The organism is Streptomyces sp. NPDC028298, assembly GCF_055565895.1.
Map to the genome: position 1 here is coordinate 12,056 of NZ_JBVHTL010000013.1, position 19,695 is coordinate 31,750.

11 protein-coding genes are annotated in these 19,695 nt (G+C 72.2%); 5 read left to right on the forward strand and 6 right to left on the reverse strand.

All coding sequences use genetic code 11. The annotated features are described in order from the left end of the window. Nucleotides 1-15 precede the first annotated feature (15 nt). The 4 genes from ACZ4TO_RS38610 (at nucleotide 16) to glpK (ending at nucleotide 5,636) form a co-directional block, all read left to right on the forward strand. Nucleotides 16-1,206 (forward strand): lipid-transfer protein, encoded by a 1,191-nt coding sequence (locus ACZ4TO_RS38610; protein WP_468026692.1) that lies wholly within the window; start codon nucleotides 16-18, stop codon nucleotides 1,204-1,206. A 135-nt stretch (nucleotides 1,207-1,341) separates the two neighbouring features. Beyond that, on the forward strand, nucleotides 1,342-2,967 hold the full coding sequence (locus tag ACZ4TO_RS38615) for an EAL domain-containing protein (RefSeq protein WP_451076200.1): 1,626 nt from the start codon (nucleotides 1,342-1,344) through the stop codon (nucleotides 2,965-2,967). A gap of 331 nt (nucleotides 2,968-3,298) precedes the next feature. Continuing rightward, the gene (locus ACZ4TO_RS38620; protein ID WP_468026693.1) at nucleotides 3,299-4,039 is read left to right on the forward strand and encodes an MIP/aquaporin family protein; all 741 of its coding nucleotides are present in this window, start codon (nucleotides 3,299-3,301) and stop codon (nucleotides 4,037-4,039) included. A gap of 76 nt (nucleotides 4,040-4,115) precedes the next feature. After that, entirely contained in the window at nucleotides 4,116-5,636 is a 1,521-nt protein-coding gene (gene glpK / locus ACZ4TO_RS38625) for a glycerol kinase GlpK (RefSeq protein ID WP_468026694.1), read from the forward strand. Between the two features lie 116 nt (nucleotides 5,637-5,752). On the opposite strand, the gene ACZ4TO_RS38630 is transcribed toward glpK, so the two are convergent. From ACZ4TO_RS38630 to ACZ4TO_RS38650, 5 genes are read right to left on the reverse strand one after another with little or no spacing between them, the layout of a single operon-like run. Beyond that, nucleotides 5,753-6,358, reverse strand: a complete 606-nt coding sequence (locus ACZ4TO_RS38630; protein WP_382795482.1) for a GTP-binding protein — start codon at nucleotides 6,356-6,358, stop codon at nucleotides 5,753-5,755. Then, nucleotides 6,339-9,974, reverse strand: coding sequence for a hydantoinase B/oxoprolinase family protein (locus tag ACZ4TO_RS38635; RefSeq protein ID WP_468026695.1), 3,636 nt, complete (start codon nucleotides 9,972-9,974; stop codon nucleotides 6,339-6,341). The genes ACZ4TO_RS38630 and ACZ4TO_RS38635 overlap by 20 nt, the downstream gene beginning before the upstream one ends. 24 nt (nucleotides 9,975-9,998) lie before the next feature. Beyond that, on the reverse strand, nucleotides 9,999-10,394 hold the full coding sequence (locus ACZ4TO_RS38640; protein WP_468026696.1) for a DUF742 domain-containing protein: 396 nt from the start codon (nucleotides 10,392-10,394) through the stop codon (nucleotides 9,999-10,001). 9 nt (nucleotides 10,395-10,403) lie between these two features. Continuing rightward, a complete protein-coding gene (locus tag ACZ4TO_RS38645) occupies nucleotides 10,404-10,841 on the reverse strand; it encodes a roadblock/LC7 domain-containing protein (protein ID WP_382795489.1) in 438 nt (145 codons plus the stop codon). Continuing rightward, nucleotides 10,838-13,795, reverse strand: a complete 2,958-nt coding sequence (locus ACZ4TO_RS38650; RefSeq protein ID WP_468026697.1) for a nitrate- and nitrite sensing domain-containing protein — start codon at nucleotides 13,793-13,795, stop codon at nucleotides 10,838-10,840. Before ACZ4TO_RS38650 ends, ACZ4TO_RS38645 begins: the two co-directional genes overlap by 4 nt. A gap of 423 nt (nucleotides 13,796-14,218) precedes the next feature. On the opposite strand from ACZ4TO_RS38650, the gene ACZ4TO_RS38655 reads away from it, so the two are divergent. After that, nucleotides 14,219-14,854: a hypothetical protein gene (locus tag ACZ4TO_RS38655; RefSeq protein WP_468026698.1), complete on the forward strand. Its 636-nt coding sequence runs from the start codon at nucleotides 14,219-14,221 to the stop codon at nucleotides 14,852-14,854. Nucleotides 14,855-15,057: 203 nt separating this feature from the next. Here ACZ4TO_RS38655 and ACZ4TO_RS38660 read toward each other — a convergent pair whose 3' ends face one another. Further along, nucleotides 15,058-19,692, reverse strand: a complete 4,635-nt coding sequence (locus ACZ4TO_RS38660; protein WP_468026699.1) for a hypothetical protein — start codon at nucleotides 19,690-19,692, stop codon at nucleotides 15,058-15,060. Between the last annotated feature and the right edge of the window lie 3 nt (nucleotides 19,693-19,695).

Below are 19,695 nucleotides of genomic sequence, written 5' to 3' on the forward strand. Positions count from 1 at the left end.
GACGGAGGTGAGGGCGTGACCGGTGACGTGGCGGTGCTGGGCGTGGGGATGCACCCGTGGGGCAAGTGGGGACACCGCTTCGTCGAGTACGGGGTCGCCGCGGCGCGTGCCGCGCTGGCCGACGCGGGGATCGGCTGGGGGGACGTCGACTCGGTCGTGGGCGCGTCCACCGTCCGCGGCGGCTACCCGGGACATGTGGCGGGGGCGACGTTCGCGAAGGCGCTGGGGTGGCAGGGAGCACGCGTGACGAGTGTGTACGCGGCCTGCGCCTCCGGGGCACAGGCGCTCGGCACAGCACGGGCTCAGATCCTCTCCGGCCTCGCCGAGGTGGTCCTCGTGGTGGGCGCGGACGCGGCACCCAAGGGGTTCTTCCGCCCTGCCGGCGGGGACCGGCCGGACGATCCGGACTGGCTGCGCTTCCGCGTCCTCGGGGCGACGAACCCGACGTACTTCGGGCTGTACGCGCGCCGCCGGATGGCCCTGTACGGCGACACTCCGGAGGACTTCGCCCAGGTGAAGGTGAAGAACGCGGCCCTGGGGGCGCTCAATCCCAACGCCCGCTACCGCAAGCGGGTCACGGCCGAGGAGGTCGCCGCGTCGGCCGTGGTCGCCGACCCCCTGCGGCTGCTCGACATCTGCGCGACCTCGGACGGCGGCGCGGCCGTGGTGCTGACGGGCGTGGACTTCGCGCGCCGGCACGGGATCGCGGAGCCGGTACGGATCCGCGCGGTGTCGACGGTGTCGCCGCGCTATCCGAACACCGTGCTGGATCTGCCGGACATCGCCACCGACTCGGCGGCCGCCGTGGAACCCGCGTCCGAGACCTTCCGGGCGTCCATCGCCCGAACGGCCTACGAGGAGGCGGGTGTCGGCCCGGAGGATCTCTCGTTCGCGGAGGTCTACGACCTGTCGACCGCGCTGGAACTGCAGTGGTACGAGGATCTCGGGCTCTGCGGCGAGGGCGAGGGCGCCAAGCTCCTGCGGGAAGGCGCCACAGCGCTCGGCGGACGCATACCGGTGAACGTCAGCGGCGGGCTCGCCTCCTTCGGAGAGGCAGTTCCGGCGCAGGCCATCGCCCAGGTGTGCGAACTGACCTGGCAGTTGCGCGAGGACGCCGGTGACCGGCAGGTCACCGGGGCACGGGTGGGGATCACCGCGAACCAGGGGCTGTTCGGGCACGGCTCCTCGGTCGTGGCGGTTCGCTAGGCGCGTGGTGGGCTGCGTCGGCCCCTCCTTCCGCACCGGCTGTGACGACCCCGGAATCCTGCGTGAACAGCTCGTGAATCGCACACCGGCGTACGCCGACAGCGGGACCATGCTGTTGTGCCCTCCTGGACGGATATGGTCCGTTTCGCCTTCCAGCCGGTCGTCAACCTGACGACCGGAGGGGTCGCGGCGCTGGAGACGCTCGCCCGCCCGGAGTCCGGCGACATCCTGGCGCGAGCCCGCCGTGATCCCGAACTGGACGGCCGGCTCGCCGCGCTGGCCATCCGGGCCGCCGCACGCAGGGAGACGCTGCTCCCCCTGCACGTCAACGTGTTCGCCGGAACGCTGGCCGACCTCGGCCGGCTCTCCGCGCTGCGCAACGAGGTGCGGCAAGCCGGACGGCTTCCCTGGGAGGTCACCGTCGACGTCGTCCCGCCGTACACGCACGTGCCGCAGCACGCCCTGCTGGAGGCGGTGGCCACGGTGCGCGGCGAGGGCTTCCGGATCTGCGCGGACGGCATCGGCGACGGCGACGTACCGCTGCGGCTGCTCACGGACCTCGCCCCGGAGCTGATGAAGCTCGACGTGTCCCTGCTGTCGCGGCCCGCCGCGGTACGCGCGATGCGGACGCTGTGCGAACAGCTCGGCGCGCTGCTGTCCATCGAGGGCGTCGAGACGGAACTGCAGTGCGCCGCCGCGGTGTCGGCGGGTGCGCAGCTCGCGCAGGGCGATCTGTTCGCCCCGCCGGCCCGGCGGCCCTCGGCGGATGTATACGTTCCGGCGCTGTCACCGGGTGCCCGCAGCGCGCCCCGGTCGGGGCCGTCCGTGGGCCAGTTCGTCCGCCCGGCCGCGCTGCTGCCGGCTTCAGCGTCGGCCGGAGAGGTCAGGTCCCTGCTCACCGGGTCGCCCGAGGTGTCCGGCGTGCTCCTCGTGGACCCGTTCGGGATACCGGTCCGCTCGGTGCACCGGTCACGGTTCCTGCTGTCGATGTCCGGCCGCTACGGGCACGCCCTGTACGCCGACCGGCCGGCCGCCAAGCTGGGTGACGCGCCGCGTACGGTCGGCCTCGACGCGACCGCCTGGGAAGTGCTCGACGTGGTCGCGGACGGGGACCGGGACCGTACGTCCGACGATGTCGCGGTCGTCGACCGGTACGGACGGTGCGTGGGCGTCGTACGCCTCGCGGATCTCGTTCGGGCGCTGTCGGAGAGCCGGGTCGAGGAGGCGGCGGGGCTCAACCCGCTGACCCGGCTGCCCGGTTCGGACACGATCACCGGCGAGGTGGACCGACGGATCGCGGACGGCCGGATGTTCGCGCTGAGCTGGCTGGACATCGACCACTTCAAGCAGGTCAACGACGGAGCGGGCTTCGCGGCCGGCGACGAGCTGATCAAGGCGGTGGGGCGGATGCTGCAGCACGCGGCGTCCGAGGCCACGATGGTCGGGCACATCGGCGGCGACGACTTCCTGGTCCTCGCCGACCCCGACACGCTCGACCCGCTGGCCGCGTCGGTGCTGGACACGCCCTGGGCCGCGGGCGGGCGCGCCGTCACCCTGTCGCTGGCCACGGTGCTGTGCGCGCCCGGCAGCGTGCTCGACCACCGGCAGGCGGCCACCTCGCTGGCACCGCTCAAGCAGGCCGCCAAGGCCCTGGACGGGGCGAGTTGGGTGCTGGGGCGCGCGGGACTGCCCGGTCATGAGGTCCGGCGCGGTGTGGGGACCGGTCCGATGGAGCCGTACGGGCAGACGCTCACCGGTTGATCCGGTCGACCGCCCGCACCTCGATCGCACGCACCCCCATCGCCTGCACCTCGATCGCCTTGACCCCGATCATCTGACCACCCGATCGCACGACCACTCGACCGACTGGCCGGTTCCGTCCGTACGGTGCCGGCGGACCTTCGTGACGCGTCCACGTGGCGCCCCGCAACCGGTGCGGTCCACGACCTTGACGCCCCCTGGGCACCGGTGAACACTTCCGGGACGCCGGGCGGGGTGCGGGACCTCCCCGCCTCCGGCGGAAACAGCCATGGGAACGCCCTCGCACGTCGGCCCGGAGCTGATCGTTCCGGGCGAGAGCCCAGGAGCCGCCATGAGCAACGGAGACATCTTCGTAGGCGAGTTGATCGGCACAGCGATTCTCATTCTCTTCGGCGCGGGTGTGTGCGCCGCTGTCACCCTGAACAGATCGAAGGCCCAGGGAGCGGGCTGGATCGTCATCACCTTCGGCTGGGGCTTCGGTGTCCTGGCCGGTGCCTACACCTCGGCGCCGCTGTCGGGAGGGCAGATCAACCCGGCGGTGACCATCGGGTTCGCGATCGAGGGTTCCACCAAGTGGTCGGACGTGCCCTTCTACCTCGCCGGCCAGTTCGCCGGCGCCGTCCTCGGCGCGGTCCTGTGCTGGCTGCTCTACCTCGGGCAGTTCAACCTCAACGCCGAGGAGGACAAGGCCATCGAGACCCTGGGGATCTTCTCCACGCGTCCCGAGATCGACAACCCGGTACAGAACCTGATCACAGAGACCATCGCCACCGCCGCTCTGATGCTTCCCATCCTCGCGATGGTCGGCGGCGACAAGCATGTCGCCGGCATCGGCGACGCGGGGCTGCCGGTCCTGCTCATCTCCTTCCTCGTCGTCGGCATCGGTCTCTCCCTGGGCGGCCCCACGGGGTACGCCATCAACCCGGCCCGCGACCTGGGGCCGCGCCTCGCGCACGCGCTGCTGCCGATCCCCAACAAGGGCACGTCGGAGTGGAGATACTCCTGGATCCCGGTGGTCGGCCCCATCGCCGGCGCCGCGATCGGTGCCGGGATCTACAACGTGGCCTTCTGACGCATTGCCGCCGCCTCGAAGTGCGGACTCCTGACGAGACATCAGCCTCCTGACGAAGAACACGTAAGGGGACGACATGACGGACAACGCCGAGAAGTACGTCGCCGCAATCGACCAGGGCACCACCTCAAGCCGCTGCATCATCTTCGACCAGGGCGGCGCGATCGTCGCCGTCGACCAGCGCGAACACCGGCAGATCTTCCCCAAACCGGGCTGGGTGGAGCACGACGCCACCGAGATCTGGTCCAAGGTGCAGGCCGTGGTCGCGGGAGCGCTCGCCAAGGCCGGACTGCGCGCCGACCAGCTCAGCGCGCTCGGCATCACCAATCAGCGCGAGACGACCGTTCTGTGGGACCGCGCCACCGGCAAGCCCGTCCACAACGCGATCGTGTGGCAGGACACCCGCACGTCGGCGCTCTGCAACGAACTGGGCGGCCCGGACGGCCAGGACCGCTTCCGCGAGCAGACCGGACTGCCCCTGGCCAGCTACTTCTCCGGGCCGAAGGCCGCCTGGCTGCTCGACAACGTCCCGGGCCTGCGCGCTCGCGCCGAACGCGGTGAGATCGCCTTCGGCACCATCGACTCCTGGCTCATCTGGAACCTGACCGGCGGCACCGACGGCGGACGGCACGTCACCGACGTGACCAACGCCGGGCGCACCATGCTGATGAACCTGGACACCCTCCAGTGGGACCCTTCCATCCTCTCCGCGATGGACATCCCCGAGGCGGTGCTGCCCGAGATCAGGTCCTCCGCCGAGGTGTACGGCACCGCCGTGGGCCAGCTCGCCGGTGTGCCGGTCGCGTCGGCGCTCGGCGACCAGCAGGCGGCGGTGTTCGGCCAGGCCTGCTACGACGTCGGCACGGCCAAGAACACCTACGGCACCGGCAGCTTCCTGCTGCTGAACACCGGCAACAGGCCCGTTCCGTCGAAGAACGGGCTGCTGACCACCATGGGATACAAGATCGGCGACGAGGCTCCGGTCTACTGCCTGGAAGGGTCCATCGCGATCACGGGCGCCCTGGTCCAGTGGTTCCGGGACCAACTGGGCATCATCCGTTCCGCCGACGAGATCGAGACGCTGGCGGCGAGCGTCGACGACAACGGCGGCGCGTACATCGTGCCCGCCTTCTCGGGCCTGTTCGCCCCCTACTGGCGCTCGGACGCGCGCGGTGTCATCACCGGTCTCACGCGGTACGTCACGAAGGCGCACCTCGCGCGCGCGGTCCTGGAGGCCACGAGCTGGCAGACCCGTGAGGTCGTGGACGCGATGTACCAGGACTCCGGGGTGCAGATCACCACCTTGAAGGTGGACGGCGGCATGACCAAGAACAACCTGCTGATGCAGCACCAGGCGGACGTCCTCGGCGTGCCGGTGATCCGTCCGAAGGTCTCCGAGACGACCTGTCTGGGCGCCGCGTACGCGGCGGGGCTGGCGACCGGGGTGTGGAACGGCCTCGACGAGCTGAAGGGGCACTGGCAGAAGGACGTCGAATGGACGCCGTCCATGGAGGCGTCGGTGCGCGACAGCGAGTACGACAACTGGCGCAGGGCGGTGGAGAAGAGCTTCGGCTGGCACGACGACACCGTCGAGTGACTCCCGCGCGCGTGGGAGGCGGGTGAACCACGCGCGCGTGGGCGTGACCGCGGCCCGTACCCCGGTCGGCGGGGGTACGGGCCGCACCCGCGCGTCGTGACGGCGCCGGGCCGGCGTCAGGTCGAGACGGCCTCACGAGCGGCCGCCGCTTGTGCCATCGCGTGCTGGACGACGCGGATGAGAACTTCCTTGACCGATTCGCGGTCGCGCGCGTCGCAGAGGACGACGGGCACGTCCGGATCGAGGTCGAGGGCCTGGCGGACGGCCTCCGCGGGGTAACGGGCGGCCTCCTCGAAGCAGTTGACTCCCACCACGAAGGGTATGGAGCGCCGTTCGAAGTAGTCGACTGCGGCGAAGCAGTCCTCCAGACGGCGGGTGTCGGCCAGCACGACGGCACCCAGGGCACCTGTGGCGAGCTCGTCCCAGAGGAACCAGAAACGATCCTGCCCGGGGGTCCCGAACAGATAGAGCACCAGGTCCTCGCGCAGCGTGATCCTGCCGAAGTCCATGGCGACGGTCGTGGTGTGCTTGCCCTCCACACCACTGATGTCGTCGATGGGCCGGCCCGCCTCGGTGAGGACTTCCTCGGTGCGCAGCGGCCTGATCTCGCTGACCGCGCCGACGAGGGTCGTCTTGCCCACGCCGAAGCCGCCCGCTACCAGGATCTTGAGCGTGACGGGCTCGACCGGAGGCTTCCCGCGCTCAGAACGCCCGAAGATCATCGATCTCTTCTCCTGCTTGATGGGGGTCGTGCGGCGGTGGGCCGTAGCCTCCGCCGCCGGGGGTTTCGATGACGAGTACGTCGCCGGGTCCGACGTCCGCCGCGTCGCTTCCGCCGAGTTCCGTGACCGTGCCGTCGGCGCGCTCGACCCGGTTGACGCCGAGAGCACCGGGCTCGCCGCCCGCCATGCCGTACGGCGGCACCTTGCGGTGCTGCGACAGTGTCGAGACGGTCATCGTCTCCAGGAATCGAATGCGCCGTACGGCTCCGTCGCCGCCCGGCCAGTGTCCGGGGCCGCCGCTGCCGTGTCGAATCGCGAACTCCTCCAGCCTGACGGGCAGTCGCCACTCCAGGACCTCGGGGTCGGTGAGCCGCGAGTTGGTCATATGGGTCTGTACTACGGGGGCGCCCGGGAAGCCGTCGCCGGCGCCCGAACCGGAGCCCACGGTTTCGTAGTACTGGTGGCGCTCGTTGCCGAACGTCACGTTGTTCATGGTGCCGGAGCCTTCCGCCTGGACGCCCAGGGCCGCGTACAGGGCGCCGGTGATCGCCTGGGAGGTCTCCACGTTGCCCGCGACGACGGCGGCCGGGGGCTCCGGGGCGAGCATCGACCCCGGCGGCACCACGATGCGCAGAGGGCGCAGGCAGCCGTCGTTGAGTGGGATGTCGTCGTCCACCAGGGTGCGGAAGACATACAGGACAGCGGCGTTGACGACGGCGAAGGGGGCGTTGAAGTTGGTGCCGAGCTGCGCTGACGTGCCCGTGAAGTCGACGGTGGCCGAGCGTGCTTCGCGGTCGACGAAGACGCGGACCCGGATGACCGCCCCCGAGTCCGTCTCGTAGGCGCACTCGCCGTCTTCGAGCGTGTCGATGACGCGGCGCACGGCCTCCTCCGCGTTGTCCTGGACGTGCCTCATGTACGCCTGGACGACGTCGAGCCCGAAGTCCTCGATCATCCGGCCCACTTCGTCGACGCCTTTGCGGTTGGCGGCGATCTGGGCGCGCAGGTCGGCGAGGTTCGTCCCCGGGTTGCGCGACGGGTACGGGGGCGCCGTGAGCAGGGCCTGTGTCTCCGCCTCCCTGAACCGTCCGTTCTCGGCGAGCAGCCAGTTGTCGAAGAGGACGCCCTCCTCGTCGATGGTGCGGCTGTTCGCGGGCATGGAGCCCGGGGCGATGCCGCCGATCTCCGCGTGGTGGCCGCGCGAGGCGACGTAGAACAGGATCCGCTCACTCTCCGTGTCGAAGACAGGGGTGATCACGGTGACGTCGGGGAGGTGGGTGCCGCCGTGGTACGGGTCGTTGACCGCGTAGGTGTCACCGGGCCGCATACGGTCGCCGCGCCGCCGGACGACCTCCTGCACGCTCGTGCCCATCGAGCCCAGGTGGACCGGGATGTGAGGGGCGTTGGCCACCAGGTTTCCGTCGGGGTCGAACAGGGCGCAGGAGAAGTCGAGGCGCTCCTTGATGTTGACGGACTGGGCGGTCGATTCCAGTCGGGCGCCCATCTGTTCGGCGATGGACATGAAGAGGTTGTTGAAGACCTCGAGCAGAACGGGGTCCGCCTGAGTGCCGAGATCGGAACTCTCCGTGACCGCCGCGCGTTCCATGACCAGATGCCCGTCGTCCGTCGTCGCGGCCCGCCAGCCGTCGTCGACGACGGTTGTCGCGCCTGCCTCGGCGATGATCGCGGGTCCGTCGACGGTCCGGCCGGGCGGGAGTTGCCGGCGTTGGTGCAGGGGCACGTCGCGCCAGGCGCCGTCCGTGTGCAGTCGGACGGTCGTGGCGGTGGGGCGGGAGACGGGTGCGGCCTCGTCGGGGGCGAGGGCGGAGAGATCGGGGGGTTCGGTGAGACCGGTGGCTTCCACGGAGAGGGCTTCGACGACGACCGGACGGTCGAGGGTGAAGGAGTAGGTGGCGCGATGACGTTCTTCGAAGGCGTGGGTCATGGTGTCGGGCTCGGTGAGCTCGACGGTCAGTGCCGTGTCCGTGCCGTCATAGCGGAGCTGGGCCCGGCGGGTGATCCGGATGCGGTGCTCGGGGACGTCCTCGGCGAGGAGTTCGGCGCGGGTGGCGCTCTCCAGGTCGTCGGCGGTCTTGAGGATGCCGGGCATGGAGGCCGGTTCGAGGCGTGTCTCGACGGACTGTTCGCGCATGGCCGTCGTGTCGGCGAGTCCGATGCCGAGGGCGGACAGGACGCCTGCCATGGGCGGGACCAGGACGGTGCGGATGCCGAGCGAGTCGGCGACCATGCACGCGTGCTGGCCTCCGGCGCCACCGAACGTGGTGAGCGCGTAGCGCGTGACGTCGTGGCCCTTCTGTACGGAGATCCGTTTGACGGCGTTGGCGATGTTGGCCACGGCGATCTGCAGGTAGCCCTCGGCCACCTGCTCGGGGGTGCGGGCGTCGCCGGTCCGCTCGTGGATCTCCTGCGCGAGGGCGGTGAAGCGGTCCCGGACGAGAGCGGCGTCGAGGGGCTGGTCGCCTCCGGGGCCGAACACCTCGGGGAAGTGCGCGGGCTGGACGCGCCCGAGCGCGACGTTGGCGTCGGTGACCGTCAGGGGACCGCCGTTGCGGTAGCAGGCGGGTCCGGGGGAGGCTCCGGCCGAGTCGGGGCCCACGCGGTAGCGGGAACCGTCGAAGTGGAGCACCGATCCACCGCCCGCGGCGACGGTGTGGATGTCCAGCATGGGGGCACGCAGGCGGACTCCGGCGATCTGTGTGGTGAAGGTCCGTTCGTATTCTCCGGCGAAGTGGGAGACGTCCGTGGACGTTCCGCCCATGTCGAATCCGATGACACGGTCGTAGCCGGCGAGTTGCGACATCCGGGCCATGCCGACGATGCCGCCGGCGGGGCCCGAGAGGATGGCGTCCTTGCCGCGGAACTGCCCGGCCTCGGCGAGGCCTCCGTTGGACTGCATGAACATCAGCCGCACGCCCTGGAGTTCGGCGGCGACCTGCTGGACGTAGCGGCGCAGCACGGGCGACAGGTAGGCGTCGACGACGGCCGTGTCCCCGCGTGGCACCAGCTTCATCAGCGGGCTGACCTCGCTGGAGAGCGAGACCTGCGGGAAGCCGACACGTGTCGCCAGCGCGCCCACGGCCTGTTCGTGGGCGGGGTGGAGATGGCTGTGCATGCAGACGACGGCGACGGCACGGATCCCTTCGTCGTAGGCCTCCTGGAGGGACGCGGCGAGAGCGTCCAGGTCGGGGGCGCGCAGGACGGTGCCGTCCGCGGCGATCCGTTCGTCGACCTCGACCACGCGCTCGTAGAGGAGTTCGGGGAGTTCGATCGCGCGGGCGAAGATGGCCGGGCGGTTCTGGTAGGCGATGCGCAGGGCGTCACGGAAGCCCCGGGTGGTGACGAGGAGGGTGCGCTCGCCCTTGCGTTCCAGGAGGGCGTTGGTCGCGACGGTCGTGCCCATGCGCACGGCGTCGACCGGGGCGTCCGTGTCTCCTTCGTGGCCGAGGAGTTCACGGACGCCGGCGACGGCCGCGTCGGCGTAGCGGGCCGGATTGTCGGACAGCAGTTTGTGCGTGAGCAGCCCCCCGTCGGGGCGCCGCGCGACGATGTCCGTGAAGGTCCCGCCCCGGTCGACCCAGAACTGCCAGCCTGTCACGTCTGTTCCCCGTTTCCGCCCAGCTCAGAGCGCCCGGAGGCCGCTGATCACGTCGCGCAGAATACTCTCGTCCGGCAGTTCGGCAGGGGGAACGGGACGTGTCACATGGACCATTTCGTCATCCACCAGATCCCCGATCAGGACCCGCACCACTCCGATGGGCAGATCGAGCTCCGCCGCGAGTTCGGCGACGGACTGGGGGACGTCACGGCAGAGTTCGACGATGTCCACGTGTTCCGGGGACAGCGAATGGTCCGCCTCGGGGTCCTCGGCGTGCTGTTCCGTGAACACGAGCGCGATCAGATCGAGGCGGTGCTGGCCCGCGCTGGTGGTGCGTCCGCGGGTCATCGCGTACGGGCGGACCACCGGGCCCGCCTCGTCGTCGAACCAGTGGCGTCTTCCCTGACCGTCTCCGCTCATGTCATCCCACTACCCGCCCGCGGGCAGATCGGTGCGCGGGCTGGAGGCCAGATGCACACCGACCCGCTTGACGAGGAGCGTCATCTCGTAGGCGACCTGGCCGACGTCGGAGTCGGCGTCCGAGAGGACGGCGAGGCAGCTTCCGTCACCGGCGGCCGTGACGAACAGGAAGGCTTCGTCGAGTTCGACGACGGTCTGGCGGACGCTGCCCGCCTCGAAGTGCCGGCCGACGCCCTTGGCGAGGCTGTGGAAGCCGGAGGCGACGGCGGCCAGGTGTTCGCTGTCCTCCCGGGTGAGGTCCTTCGAGGCCCCCGTCGGAAGGCCGTCGCCGGAGAGCACGATCGCCTTGTTGATACTGGCGACGCGGTCCACCAGTTCGTCGAGAAGCCAGTTCAGTTCGCCGGACACACTCGTCGCGGCGGGCCCTGCGGCCTTCGGTGCGGTCATCGACCGTCCCCCTCTGTCGTTCCTCGTACTGAGCCGTTCTGGGCCTGGTCGCCCTCGGCGTTCTCTTCGCGGCCGCGCTGCCAGCCACGCTGGAGCGAGGCCATACGACTGCGTACTTCGTCGGCGTCCCGTTCGACGGGGTCCGGCCCCGTGCCGTCGCGGCCCTGGCCGCGCTCGGCGAGCCGCGCCGGTCCGTCCTTCAGCTGGGGGGCCAGATTCGCCTGCCGGACACGCCGCGGCAGCGGGGCCGTACCACCGGCTTCCGCCTGCCCGGTCGCGGTGTCGCGGCGAGGAGTCGCTTCGTCGCCGGGGCTCGCCGGGGACGCCGTGGTGCGGGTGCGCCGGGGCAGAGCGGGGGCGTCGTGGTGGCCCGACGCGTCCGGGCGGCCGCTGTCCTCACGGGGACCGGGTGCCCCGTGGAGGGCGGGTCTGCCCGGTGTGCCGAAGGCTCCCCTCGCACCGGGGACGCCGGAGCGATCACCGGCGCGCCGGGCCGGGACGGCGGGCCGCTCGCCGTGCCGCCTGGGCAGTGGCTTCGCGCCTTCGAGTTCGGGCACGCGGCGGTCGCGGCGGTCCTCGTTCTCCCCCGGCCCGGCATCTCGCACCGACTCGAGGTCCTGGGCCGTCGCCTCGTCCGTCCGGCCCCGCCACGACCTGGTCCCCGTGACGGGACGGCCGTGGGAGCTGACGAGCTTGGGTGTCCGGTGGCGTGGCAGCGAGCCCGGAGTCGCGTCCGGGCGGTCCTCGTCCTCGGGCCGGGCGGCCTCGTCGCCGTCTCCGGCCTGCTCGTGGAGCCCTGCGGGCACCCCGGCGATGGAGCGCCGCGGACGGAACAGTCCCCCGCGTTCGCTGTCGTCGTCGCCGAGCGCGCCGGGGAATCCGGTGAGCGTGTCCAGATCGACGGGCGCGTCCAGCTCGACGGGGCCGTCGAGGACCGAGGCGGGCAGACCGGGCAGCCGCGCCGACGACTCGGTGAGGGTGGCTCCGGGGCGTTCCTCGGTCTTGCGCCCCTTGGCGGGCAGGGCGCGGTCGAGGCGGAACCCGATGCCGTTGGTGTCCGGGACGTCGTCGGTGAGCAGCGCGTCCGGCATGAAGACGACCGCGGTGGTGCCGCCGTACGGGGAGGGCTGGAGCGAGACCCTGACGTTCTGCCGCTGGGCGAGCCGGCTGACGACGAAGAGGCCGAGCCGGTCGGTGTCGGAGAGTTCGAACTCGGGGGTCTCGGCGAGCCGAAGGTTGGCGTCGAGCAGTGCCTCGGCGGTCATCCCGAGGCCGCGGTCGTGGATCTCCAGGGTGAAACCGTTGGCGACGCGTTCACCGACGACGTGGACGGCCGTGTGCGGCGGCGAGAACACCGTCGCGTTCTCCAGGAGCTCGGCCACGAGATGGGTGACGTCGGCGACGGCGGGGCCCGTGACGGCGACGCGCGGCAGCCGGCGCACCTCGACGCGTTCGTAGTCCTCGACCTCGGCGACGGCGGCGCGGACGATGTCCATGAGCTGCACCGGCTTGCGCCACTGCCGGGACGGCGCCGCGCCGGACAGGATGACGAGGCCCTCGGCGTGGCGGCGCATGCGGGTGGTCAGGTGGTCCAGGCGGAACAGGTCGGCCAGTTCGTCCGTGTCCTCGGTCCTGCGTTCCATGGTGTCGAGGAGGGTGAGCTGCTTGTGGAGCAGGACCTGACTGCGGCGGGCGAGGTTGACGAAGACCTCGGAGACGCCCTCGCGCAGTTCGGACTGCTTGACGGCCGCCTCGACGGCGGCGCGCTGAAGGGTGTTGAGGGCCTGGCCGACCTCGCCTATCTCGTTCCTGTCGTATTCGAGGCGCGGGACCTCGGTCTCGACGTCGACCTGTTCACCCGCGGAGAGCCGCCGCATGACGCTGGGCAGCCGTACGCCGGACGCCTCGTGGGCCTCCATGCGCAGGCGCCGCAGGTCGCGGATGAGGCTCCGGCCGATGCGTACGGACATGAAGAGCGAGGTCAGCAGGGCGATGAGGCCGACCACGCCCGCGGCGACCGCCTGGAGGATGACGCTCATGGCCACGGGCCTGACGCGGTCCCGGTAGTGGTCGCCCGCCAGGTCCTCGAGTTCGCCGAGTTCGGTGAGCACATGCCCGGCCGCGCCGTCCCAGCTCCTCGCGGTGACGCCGCTGGGCGAGCCGTCCGTAGAGGCGGCGACCGCCCGTTCGGCCGCGCGCAGCGGCCCGGTGCCGGCGTTGCCCCAGTAGCGCTCGAAACGGGCGCGGTCCGAGGAGGGAAGGAGCGGAAGACTGACGTCGTACAGCAGCGTGCGCTGGGCGACGAGGTCGGAGATCTGGCGGAGTTCGTCGCGGGTGAGGTGTCCGGCGACCAGCGCCGAGCCCAGAAGGGCGTCCTCACGGGAGAGCAGCTCGCGGGCGCGGGACACGTTGACGAGGGCGCGGCTCTCCTTGTCCAGTTCCACGTCGTCGACCACGTGCAGGTTGGCCAGCAGGACGTAGCAGGGGTCGACGAGCCGGTCGTAGAGGCCGAGGGCCTGGACGCGGTCGAAGGTGCCGTCCTCGACGCCGCTGCGCAGCGAGGAGATCCCGTCGACGGCGTCGAGGAGCGAGGTGAGGCGCTCCGCGGTGCCCGCGCCGAGTTCCTTGCGCACACCCTTGTCGGCGGCGTTCCTGCGGACCTTGGCCAGGACGCGGTCCGTGGCGGCGCGGCTGCGCCTGAGCGCGGCGAGTCCGTCGGAGGCGCGAGGATCGGCCAGGTAGACGAGTGTCTGCCGGCGTTCCCTTTGGAGAACCCTGACGGTGTCCTCGGTCGGGTAGCCGATCTTCTGCACGACCTCGGAGACGCTGAAGAGCCGGCTCGCCTCACGGCCCGTCAGCACGGTGGCGAAAGCCCAGATGGCGGTCAGCGACACCAGGGGCACGAGGAGCAGCGCCACAATCTTCCGGCGGATGGACTTCCCGCGAAAGCGCATGGCCTCCCCCAGCTCGACCCCCTCGGTCCGGGGGCACACATGTGCGTCAACAAACGGCGTGAGCCTACTACTGACACAGAGACAACTCGAAGACCGTCCGGAGGGTGGATCCGGCCCGACAGGGAACGAGACATGGGGAGTTGTCCGTTCATTGGGGGAGATTGCGCCCCCTGATCCGGCAGTTGGGGCCTGATCTCGTCGAAGCGGGGAACTTCGTCACTTGGCCGAAATTCTTCGCTCGGCGGGAATCTTCGGGGCAGGTCGTTCGTCTGTCAGTACGGGAATTGAGGGCGGAATCGGCCACAGGTGCCGCATGCCGCGTTCAGTCGGCGTAAAAGAACGCAAGCCGGGCAGCCACTGGGGGGCGGGGGTCGCGAGACACCCGTGCGAGAGGACTGCTGGGCGGTGGGGAGTGACAAGTTGATGGGCACGGCGGAACGGAGCGGGGCACCCGCTGCTGAGGTTGCGACAGGAAAGGCGGCACAACTGGCCACCCGGGTAACGGACGACGGGGTTCCGGCAACGGGACACGGCCGTCCGGGCGCCCGATCGGCGAAGGACCCGGCCGGTGCGGCGGACCTCCGGGAGACCGGCGCTCGCGGGGGCGGCCGAGCCGAGGAGAAGCGCGCCGGCACGTACGGATACGAGGAGCCCGAAGAGCGGGCGTACTACCGGCCTTTGTGGATCGAGGAACCCGCGCGCAGGCGCCGGCTGCCCGATCCGGTGCGCACGTCCGCGGTGCGCGCGGTGCTCGTCATCTCGGTCACGCTGATCCAGGCCGTGGTGGCGTTCCTGTGCACGGTGACGGCGTCCTGGCTGGCCTTCCCGATGGTCATCAGCAGTGTGGCCAGTACGGTCCTCGCCACGTGGGCCGCCCTGGACGTGTGGGTGACACGGCAGGTGTGGAACCAGCGGAACGGCGTGGTGTCGGTGCCGAGCAGCACGGCGCGGGCGCTCCGGCGCGAGCGCCGCAAGGCCCGGCGCCAGGCACGGATCGCGGCGCGGGCCCAGGAGCGGATACGCAGGCGGGGCGGGGCCGGGCAGTTGTCGCACTCGTAGGGAAGCGGCAGCCGCTCCGGGCCTCGGTCCGACCGCGGAGCGGCTGCCCCTCCGGCCTCGGCCGGCGGACGAGCCGACAGCCTGCTCACCCCGGCCGGTCGGCCGACGGACCGGGGTGAGCTGCCGGGCCGGGGTGGGCTGCCGGCCTTCGGCTCTGGCACTACGAGGTCGGGACCGGACTACGGGCCTTCGCGGCCCTGTCGCTACGGGGTCGCCGGCGCCGGGCGCTTGAACATCCGTGTCGCCGTGATCTCGGTGTGCACGGCCTCCCCTGCGGCGGCCTCGCGCGGCAGACCCGGCCGCAGGTGCTCCTCGACGCTGATGTACTTCAGCCCGGCGCGAAGGTCGGCGTCATTGCGCAGCCGGATGACGAGCGGGAACTCGGCGAGCGCGGTCGTGTCGAACAGGCCCGTGGTGTAGAGGAGTTGGACGCCGAGCGCGTCGGAGACGGCCCGCTGGAGCTCCAGCAGATACGTCGCGTTGGCGCGCCCGATGGGGTTGTCGAGGAACAGGGTGCCGGCATGACGGTGCTTGTCACGGCCACGGTCGTTGCTGCGCAGCGCTGCCATCGTGCAGTACAGGGCGATGGCGGCGGTGAGGAGCTGACCGCCGGAGAACACGTCGCCCATCTGTCCGACGGGCACGCGTTCGGCTCGCAGGACGGCGTCCGGCTTGAGGATCTCGACGGCGACGCCCTTGGGCTGGAGCGCGGCGCTGACGCCGCGCAAGAGCAGCGACATGCCGTCGCGCCGCATGTCGGAGTTCTTCTTGACCGCCGCGCGGGTGGCTTCGTCCACCACCTCGCCGAGCCGCTCGGTGAGGGTGGCCTGGTCGGGTTCCTCGAAGCGGATGCGGAGGAATTCCTGTCCGGACCACTCCCCCAGTCCCTCCGGCAGCCTGGACAGCCGCTGGGCGGAACGCAGTGTGGCGAGGGAGGACTCGACGAGTCCGCGCAGCCGGTCCACGATCGAGTCCCGGTTGCGCTCCAACTGCGCCAGTTCGTCGGTCAGCACACGCAGCCGGGGCGCGAACGCGTCCGCCCACTTCTGCGCGTGCTCGGGCAGGGAGGAGGCGGGCAGCTCACGGATCTGCTGCCGGGCGGGGGTGCGCACCTGCTCGTAGCGCGTGGAGTTCGCGTGGCGCACGAGGATGTCGCTCGCCTCGCGGACGGTGGCCTCGGCCGTGGTCAGGTCGGCGGCGCAGCCGCGCAGTGAACGGCGGCTCTCGGCGGCGGAGTTCCGCGCCTCTTCGAGGGTGCCCGGGTAGGGCTCGGGCTCGTCCTGGTCCTCGTCGACGTGCTCGCGCAGGAGGTCGCGGAGGAGCGCGGCGGTCTCGTCGAAGCCGCCTGCCGCGTCCTCGGCGGACCGGTGGGCGTCGAGGAACTCCGCGTGTGCCTCGCGGGCGCGGTTCAACGCCTCGGTGCGGGAGGCGAGTTCGGTCGTGGCGGTGCGGAGCAGGGCCTGGGCCTGCTCGGCGTCGACCGGAACCAGCTCCTCCGCCAGCTCGGTGTGCGTCTCGCCCTCCTCGGGCGCGTGCCGCTCCGCCTCGCCGCGCAGCCGCCCGAGCTGTTCGCTCGCGGTCGACATCCGGGTCTCCAGGAGCTGCACCAGTTCCTCGGCCCGTGCCGCGGCGGCCTGCCGGGAGGGGCCGTCCGAGCCGTCCGGCGACTCCAGGAGCTGGGCGGCGCGCGTGCGGACCTTGTTGCTGAGCCGGTCCAGCTCGGCGAGGGCCGCGCTCTCGTCGCTCTCGGCCCGTGCCTGCTCGGCGCGCAGGTCGGCGCCGACGCCGACCTTCTCGTAGAGCTGCGACGCGGCCCGGTAGGCCTCGCGCAGCGCGGGCAGCGAGTCCTTGGCGGCCGCCGACCCGTCGTGGGTCACGTCGTCGGGGGCGCCGGCGATCTCCGCGCGTTCGGCGCGCAGCGCGCGGGCCGTGCGGCGGGCGTCGTCGGCGGCACGCTGGGCGGCGCGGCGGTCCTCGTCGGCGGCGCGGGCGCGCTCCAGGCACACCTGGGCGCGGGCTTCCGACTCGGCCGCCTCGTCGGCGAGTTCGCGGAGGTTGACCTGCCATCCGGCGCGTTCGCGCAGCCGGAAGGCGAGTCCGGCGAGCGCGTCGGCGGCACGCCGGGCCTTCTGGGCGGCCTCCTGCCGCTCGTCGCGGACGTGCGCCGCCTCGGCCGCCGTCTCGTCGGCCTCCGCGCGGACGGCGCGGGTCTCGGCGAGCTCGGCCTCTGCCTCCTCGGCGAACGCGCGCGCCTCGTGGGCGGCCGTGGCCAGCTCGGTGAGCCGTCCGGCCGGGCAGCCGGTGCGCCAGGAGGCGAGGCGCGCGGCCAGCTCCCGGTCCTTGCCGAGACGGGCGGCGAGGGCGCGGATCTCCTCGTCCCGCTGACCGGTCCGGGCGCGCAGTGCCTGGCGCTCCTCGTCGGCGGCGTGCTCGTCGTGCATGGCCGGGTTCGGGGGGACGAGGAAGACCCCGCCGTCGTCCGTGCCGGCGGCCGGGGTGGGGGCGAGCAGGGCGGCGGCGGTGCCGACGGCCACCGTGGAGCGGGGCAGCAGAGCCGCCTCGCCGAGGACCTCACGGGCCCGTGCGTGGGTGTCCGGGTCGGTGATGATCACACCGTCGACGAGTTCGGGCCGGGCGGCCAGGACGCGGGCGTGGTCGACGGGGTCGACGGCCTGGGCGAGGTAGCGCCATCCGGGGAGCGCGGGGATGCCGTGCTCACCGAGGTATTCGACAGCGGCCAGCACGTCCGGTCCGGGCGGCAGGAGGCCGCCGTCGCCGAGCGCCCCGAGGATGCGGGCGTCGTCGGCGGCCGCGGTACGCAGGTCGAAGAGCTGTCGCTCGGCGGAGGCGACGGTGTCGTCGAGAAGTCCGCGGAGGTCGTCCGCGTACCGGTCGAGCTCTTCCGGGGCGAGCGGTGCGCCGGACGGCGCGTCGGCCGGGACGTCGGCGTCCTCGTCGCGGCGCGGCTGGGGAACGCCTCGGCGGGTGTCGGAGCCCGGCAGGCTGAGCAGCTCCGCGAGCCGTTCCTCCCGCGCGAGGGCATCGGCCGTGCGCCGCTCGCCTTCGTACGACCGCTCGGCGGCCGTGGCCGCGTCCGCCGCGCGGGCGGCCGTCAGCTCGGCCCTGGACTCGGCGGAAGCGGCTTCCCGCGCCTGGTCGGCGGCGCGCCGTGAGGCCTCGCGCGCGGTGTCCCAGGCGGCGACGGCCGTCTTCTCCGCGTCGCTGGCGGCGAGGGCGGCGCGGGCCGGGTCGGCGTCGGGGGCGCTGTCGTCGAGCCAGCCGGCCCGGACCGCCTCGGCGGTCTCCTGTTCGACCTCGGCCAGCCGCTGACGCAGATGTCCGATCTCGCTGCGGGCGCGCTGCGCGGCGGTGGCGGCGGCCGTCGAGTCGGCGTGCGCGGTCTCCCCGGCCTCCTGGAGACCCGCGGACCGCTCCTCCTCCTCGTTGGCCAGCGACTCGGCGCGCTCGGCGGCCCGGTGCAGTGCGCGGACGAGGTCGACGGCGGCGGTGGCGCGGGCCGCGAGCGCGGGCGCGGCGTCCCGTTCGGCCTCGCGGATGGCGTCGGCGACGCGGGTGGAGCGGTCGGCCGCGGCGCGGTGGCGCAGTACGGCCTCGGCGACCTGCCAGGCGGCGTGCAGGGTGCGGGCCTCGGCGAGCTCGCGCTTCTGCGCGGCGGCCGACTTCTCGGCCCCGGCGAGGGCCAGTGAGGCGTGGCGGTAGGCGAGTTCGGCGGCGATCAGGGCGCTGCGCTCGCGGGCGCCCTCGGCGTGCGTGACGGCGTAGGCGGCGGCGGTCACGCGCTGGGCGAGCTCACCGGCGCGCACCCGTTCCCGTACGGCCCGGGCGGACAGCCGGCGGGCCAGGGTCCGCGTCCGCCGCTCGGCGCCCGTGTGGATGTCGCGCGCGCGGGCCCGTGCCCCGGCGGCCTCGACGATCCGGCCGAGCAGGTCCACGGAACCGGCGGTGAAGTCGCGTTCGGCGATGAGTTCGGCGCGTCGTCCCAGCTTGTTGCCGAAGCCCCCGACGAGGTCCGCGAGCCCGTCGGTGTCGCGGGTGTCGGTGACCGCGCGCAGCAGCAGATCGGTGAAGTCGGAGTCCTTCTTGACCGCGAAGAGGCCGGCGGCCTCACCCTCGTCGGCGTTCATCTCCCGCTGGTAGCGGAAGAGTTCGGGGTCGAGGCCCAGGTCGCCGAGGTGTTCGTTCCAGCGGTCGTGGATCTCCTCCCAGTGCACCTCCAGGTGCGGGTAGGCCTTGCCGGCCTCGGTGATCGCGTCGCGGAAGCCCTTCATGGTGCGCCGCCGCCCCTGCGCCCCGGAGACGCCCTCGACGGGCGGCCGTACCGAAGTGGCCTCGGCGACGGGCAGGTTGTCCAGGCTGAGCCCGGGTCCCGGCCGGAACGAGTACCAGGCCTCGGCGAACTTGCGGGGGTCGTTGGAGACCTGCCGCCCGCGCCACTCGCTCGCCTTGCCGACCACCACGCACTCGCCGGTCAGCGTGTGCTGCCACTCCAGCGCGACGTGTCCGCAGTCGTCGGCGAGCAGGAACTTGCGCAGCACGCCGGAGCTGGCGCCGCCCAGGGTGTTGCGGTGTCCGGGCAGCATGACCGAGAAGATCAGCTTGAGCAGTACCGACTTGCCGCCGCCGTTCTCCAGGAAGAGCACTCCGGCGGGCGCGGGCCGGCGCGGCGGGCCGACCGGCTCCTCCTCGAAGAACTCCGCCTGGGTGGGCGCCGGGTCGGGCACGGGCTCGCCGACCCCGCGCAGGTCCAGCACGGTGTCGGCGTAGCGCGCACCAGCGGGCCCGATGGAGTAGAGGCGGACCCGGGACAGCTCGTACATGGC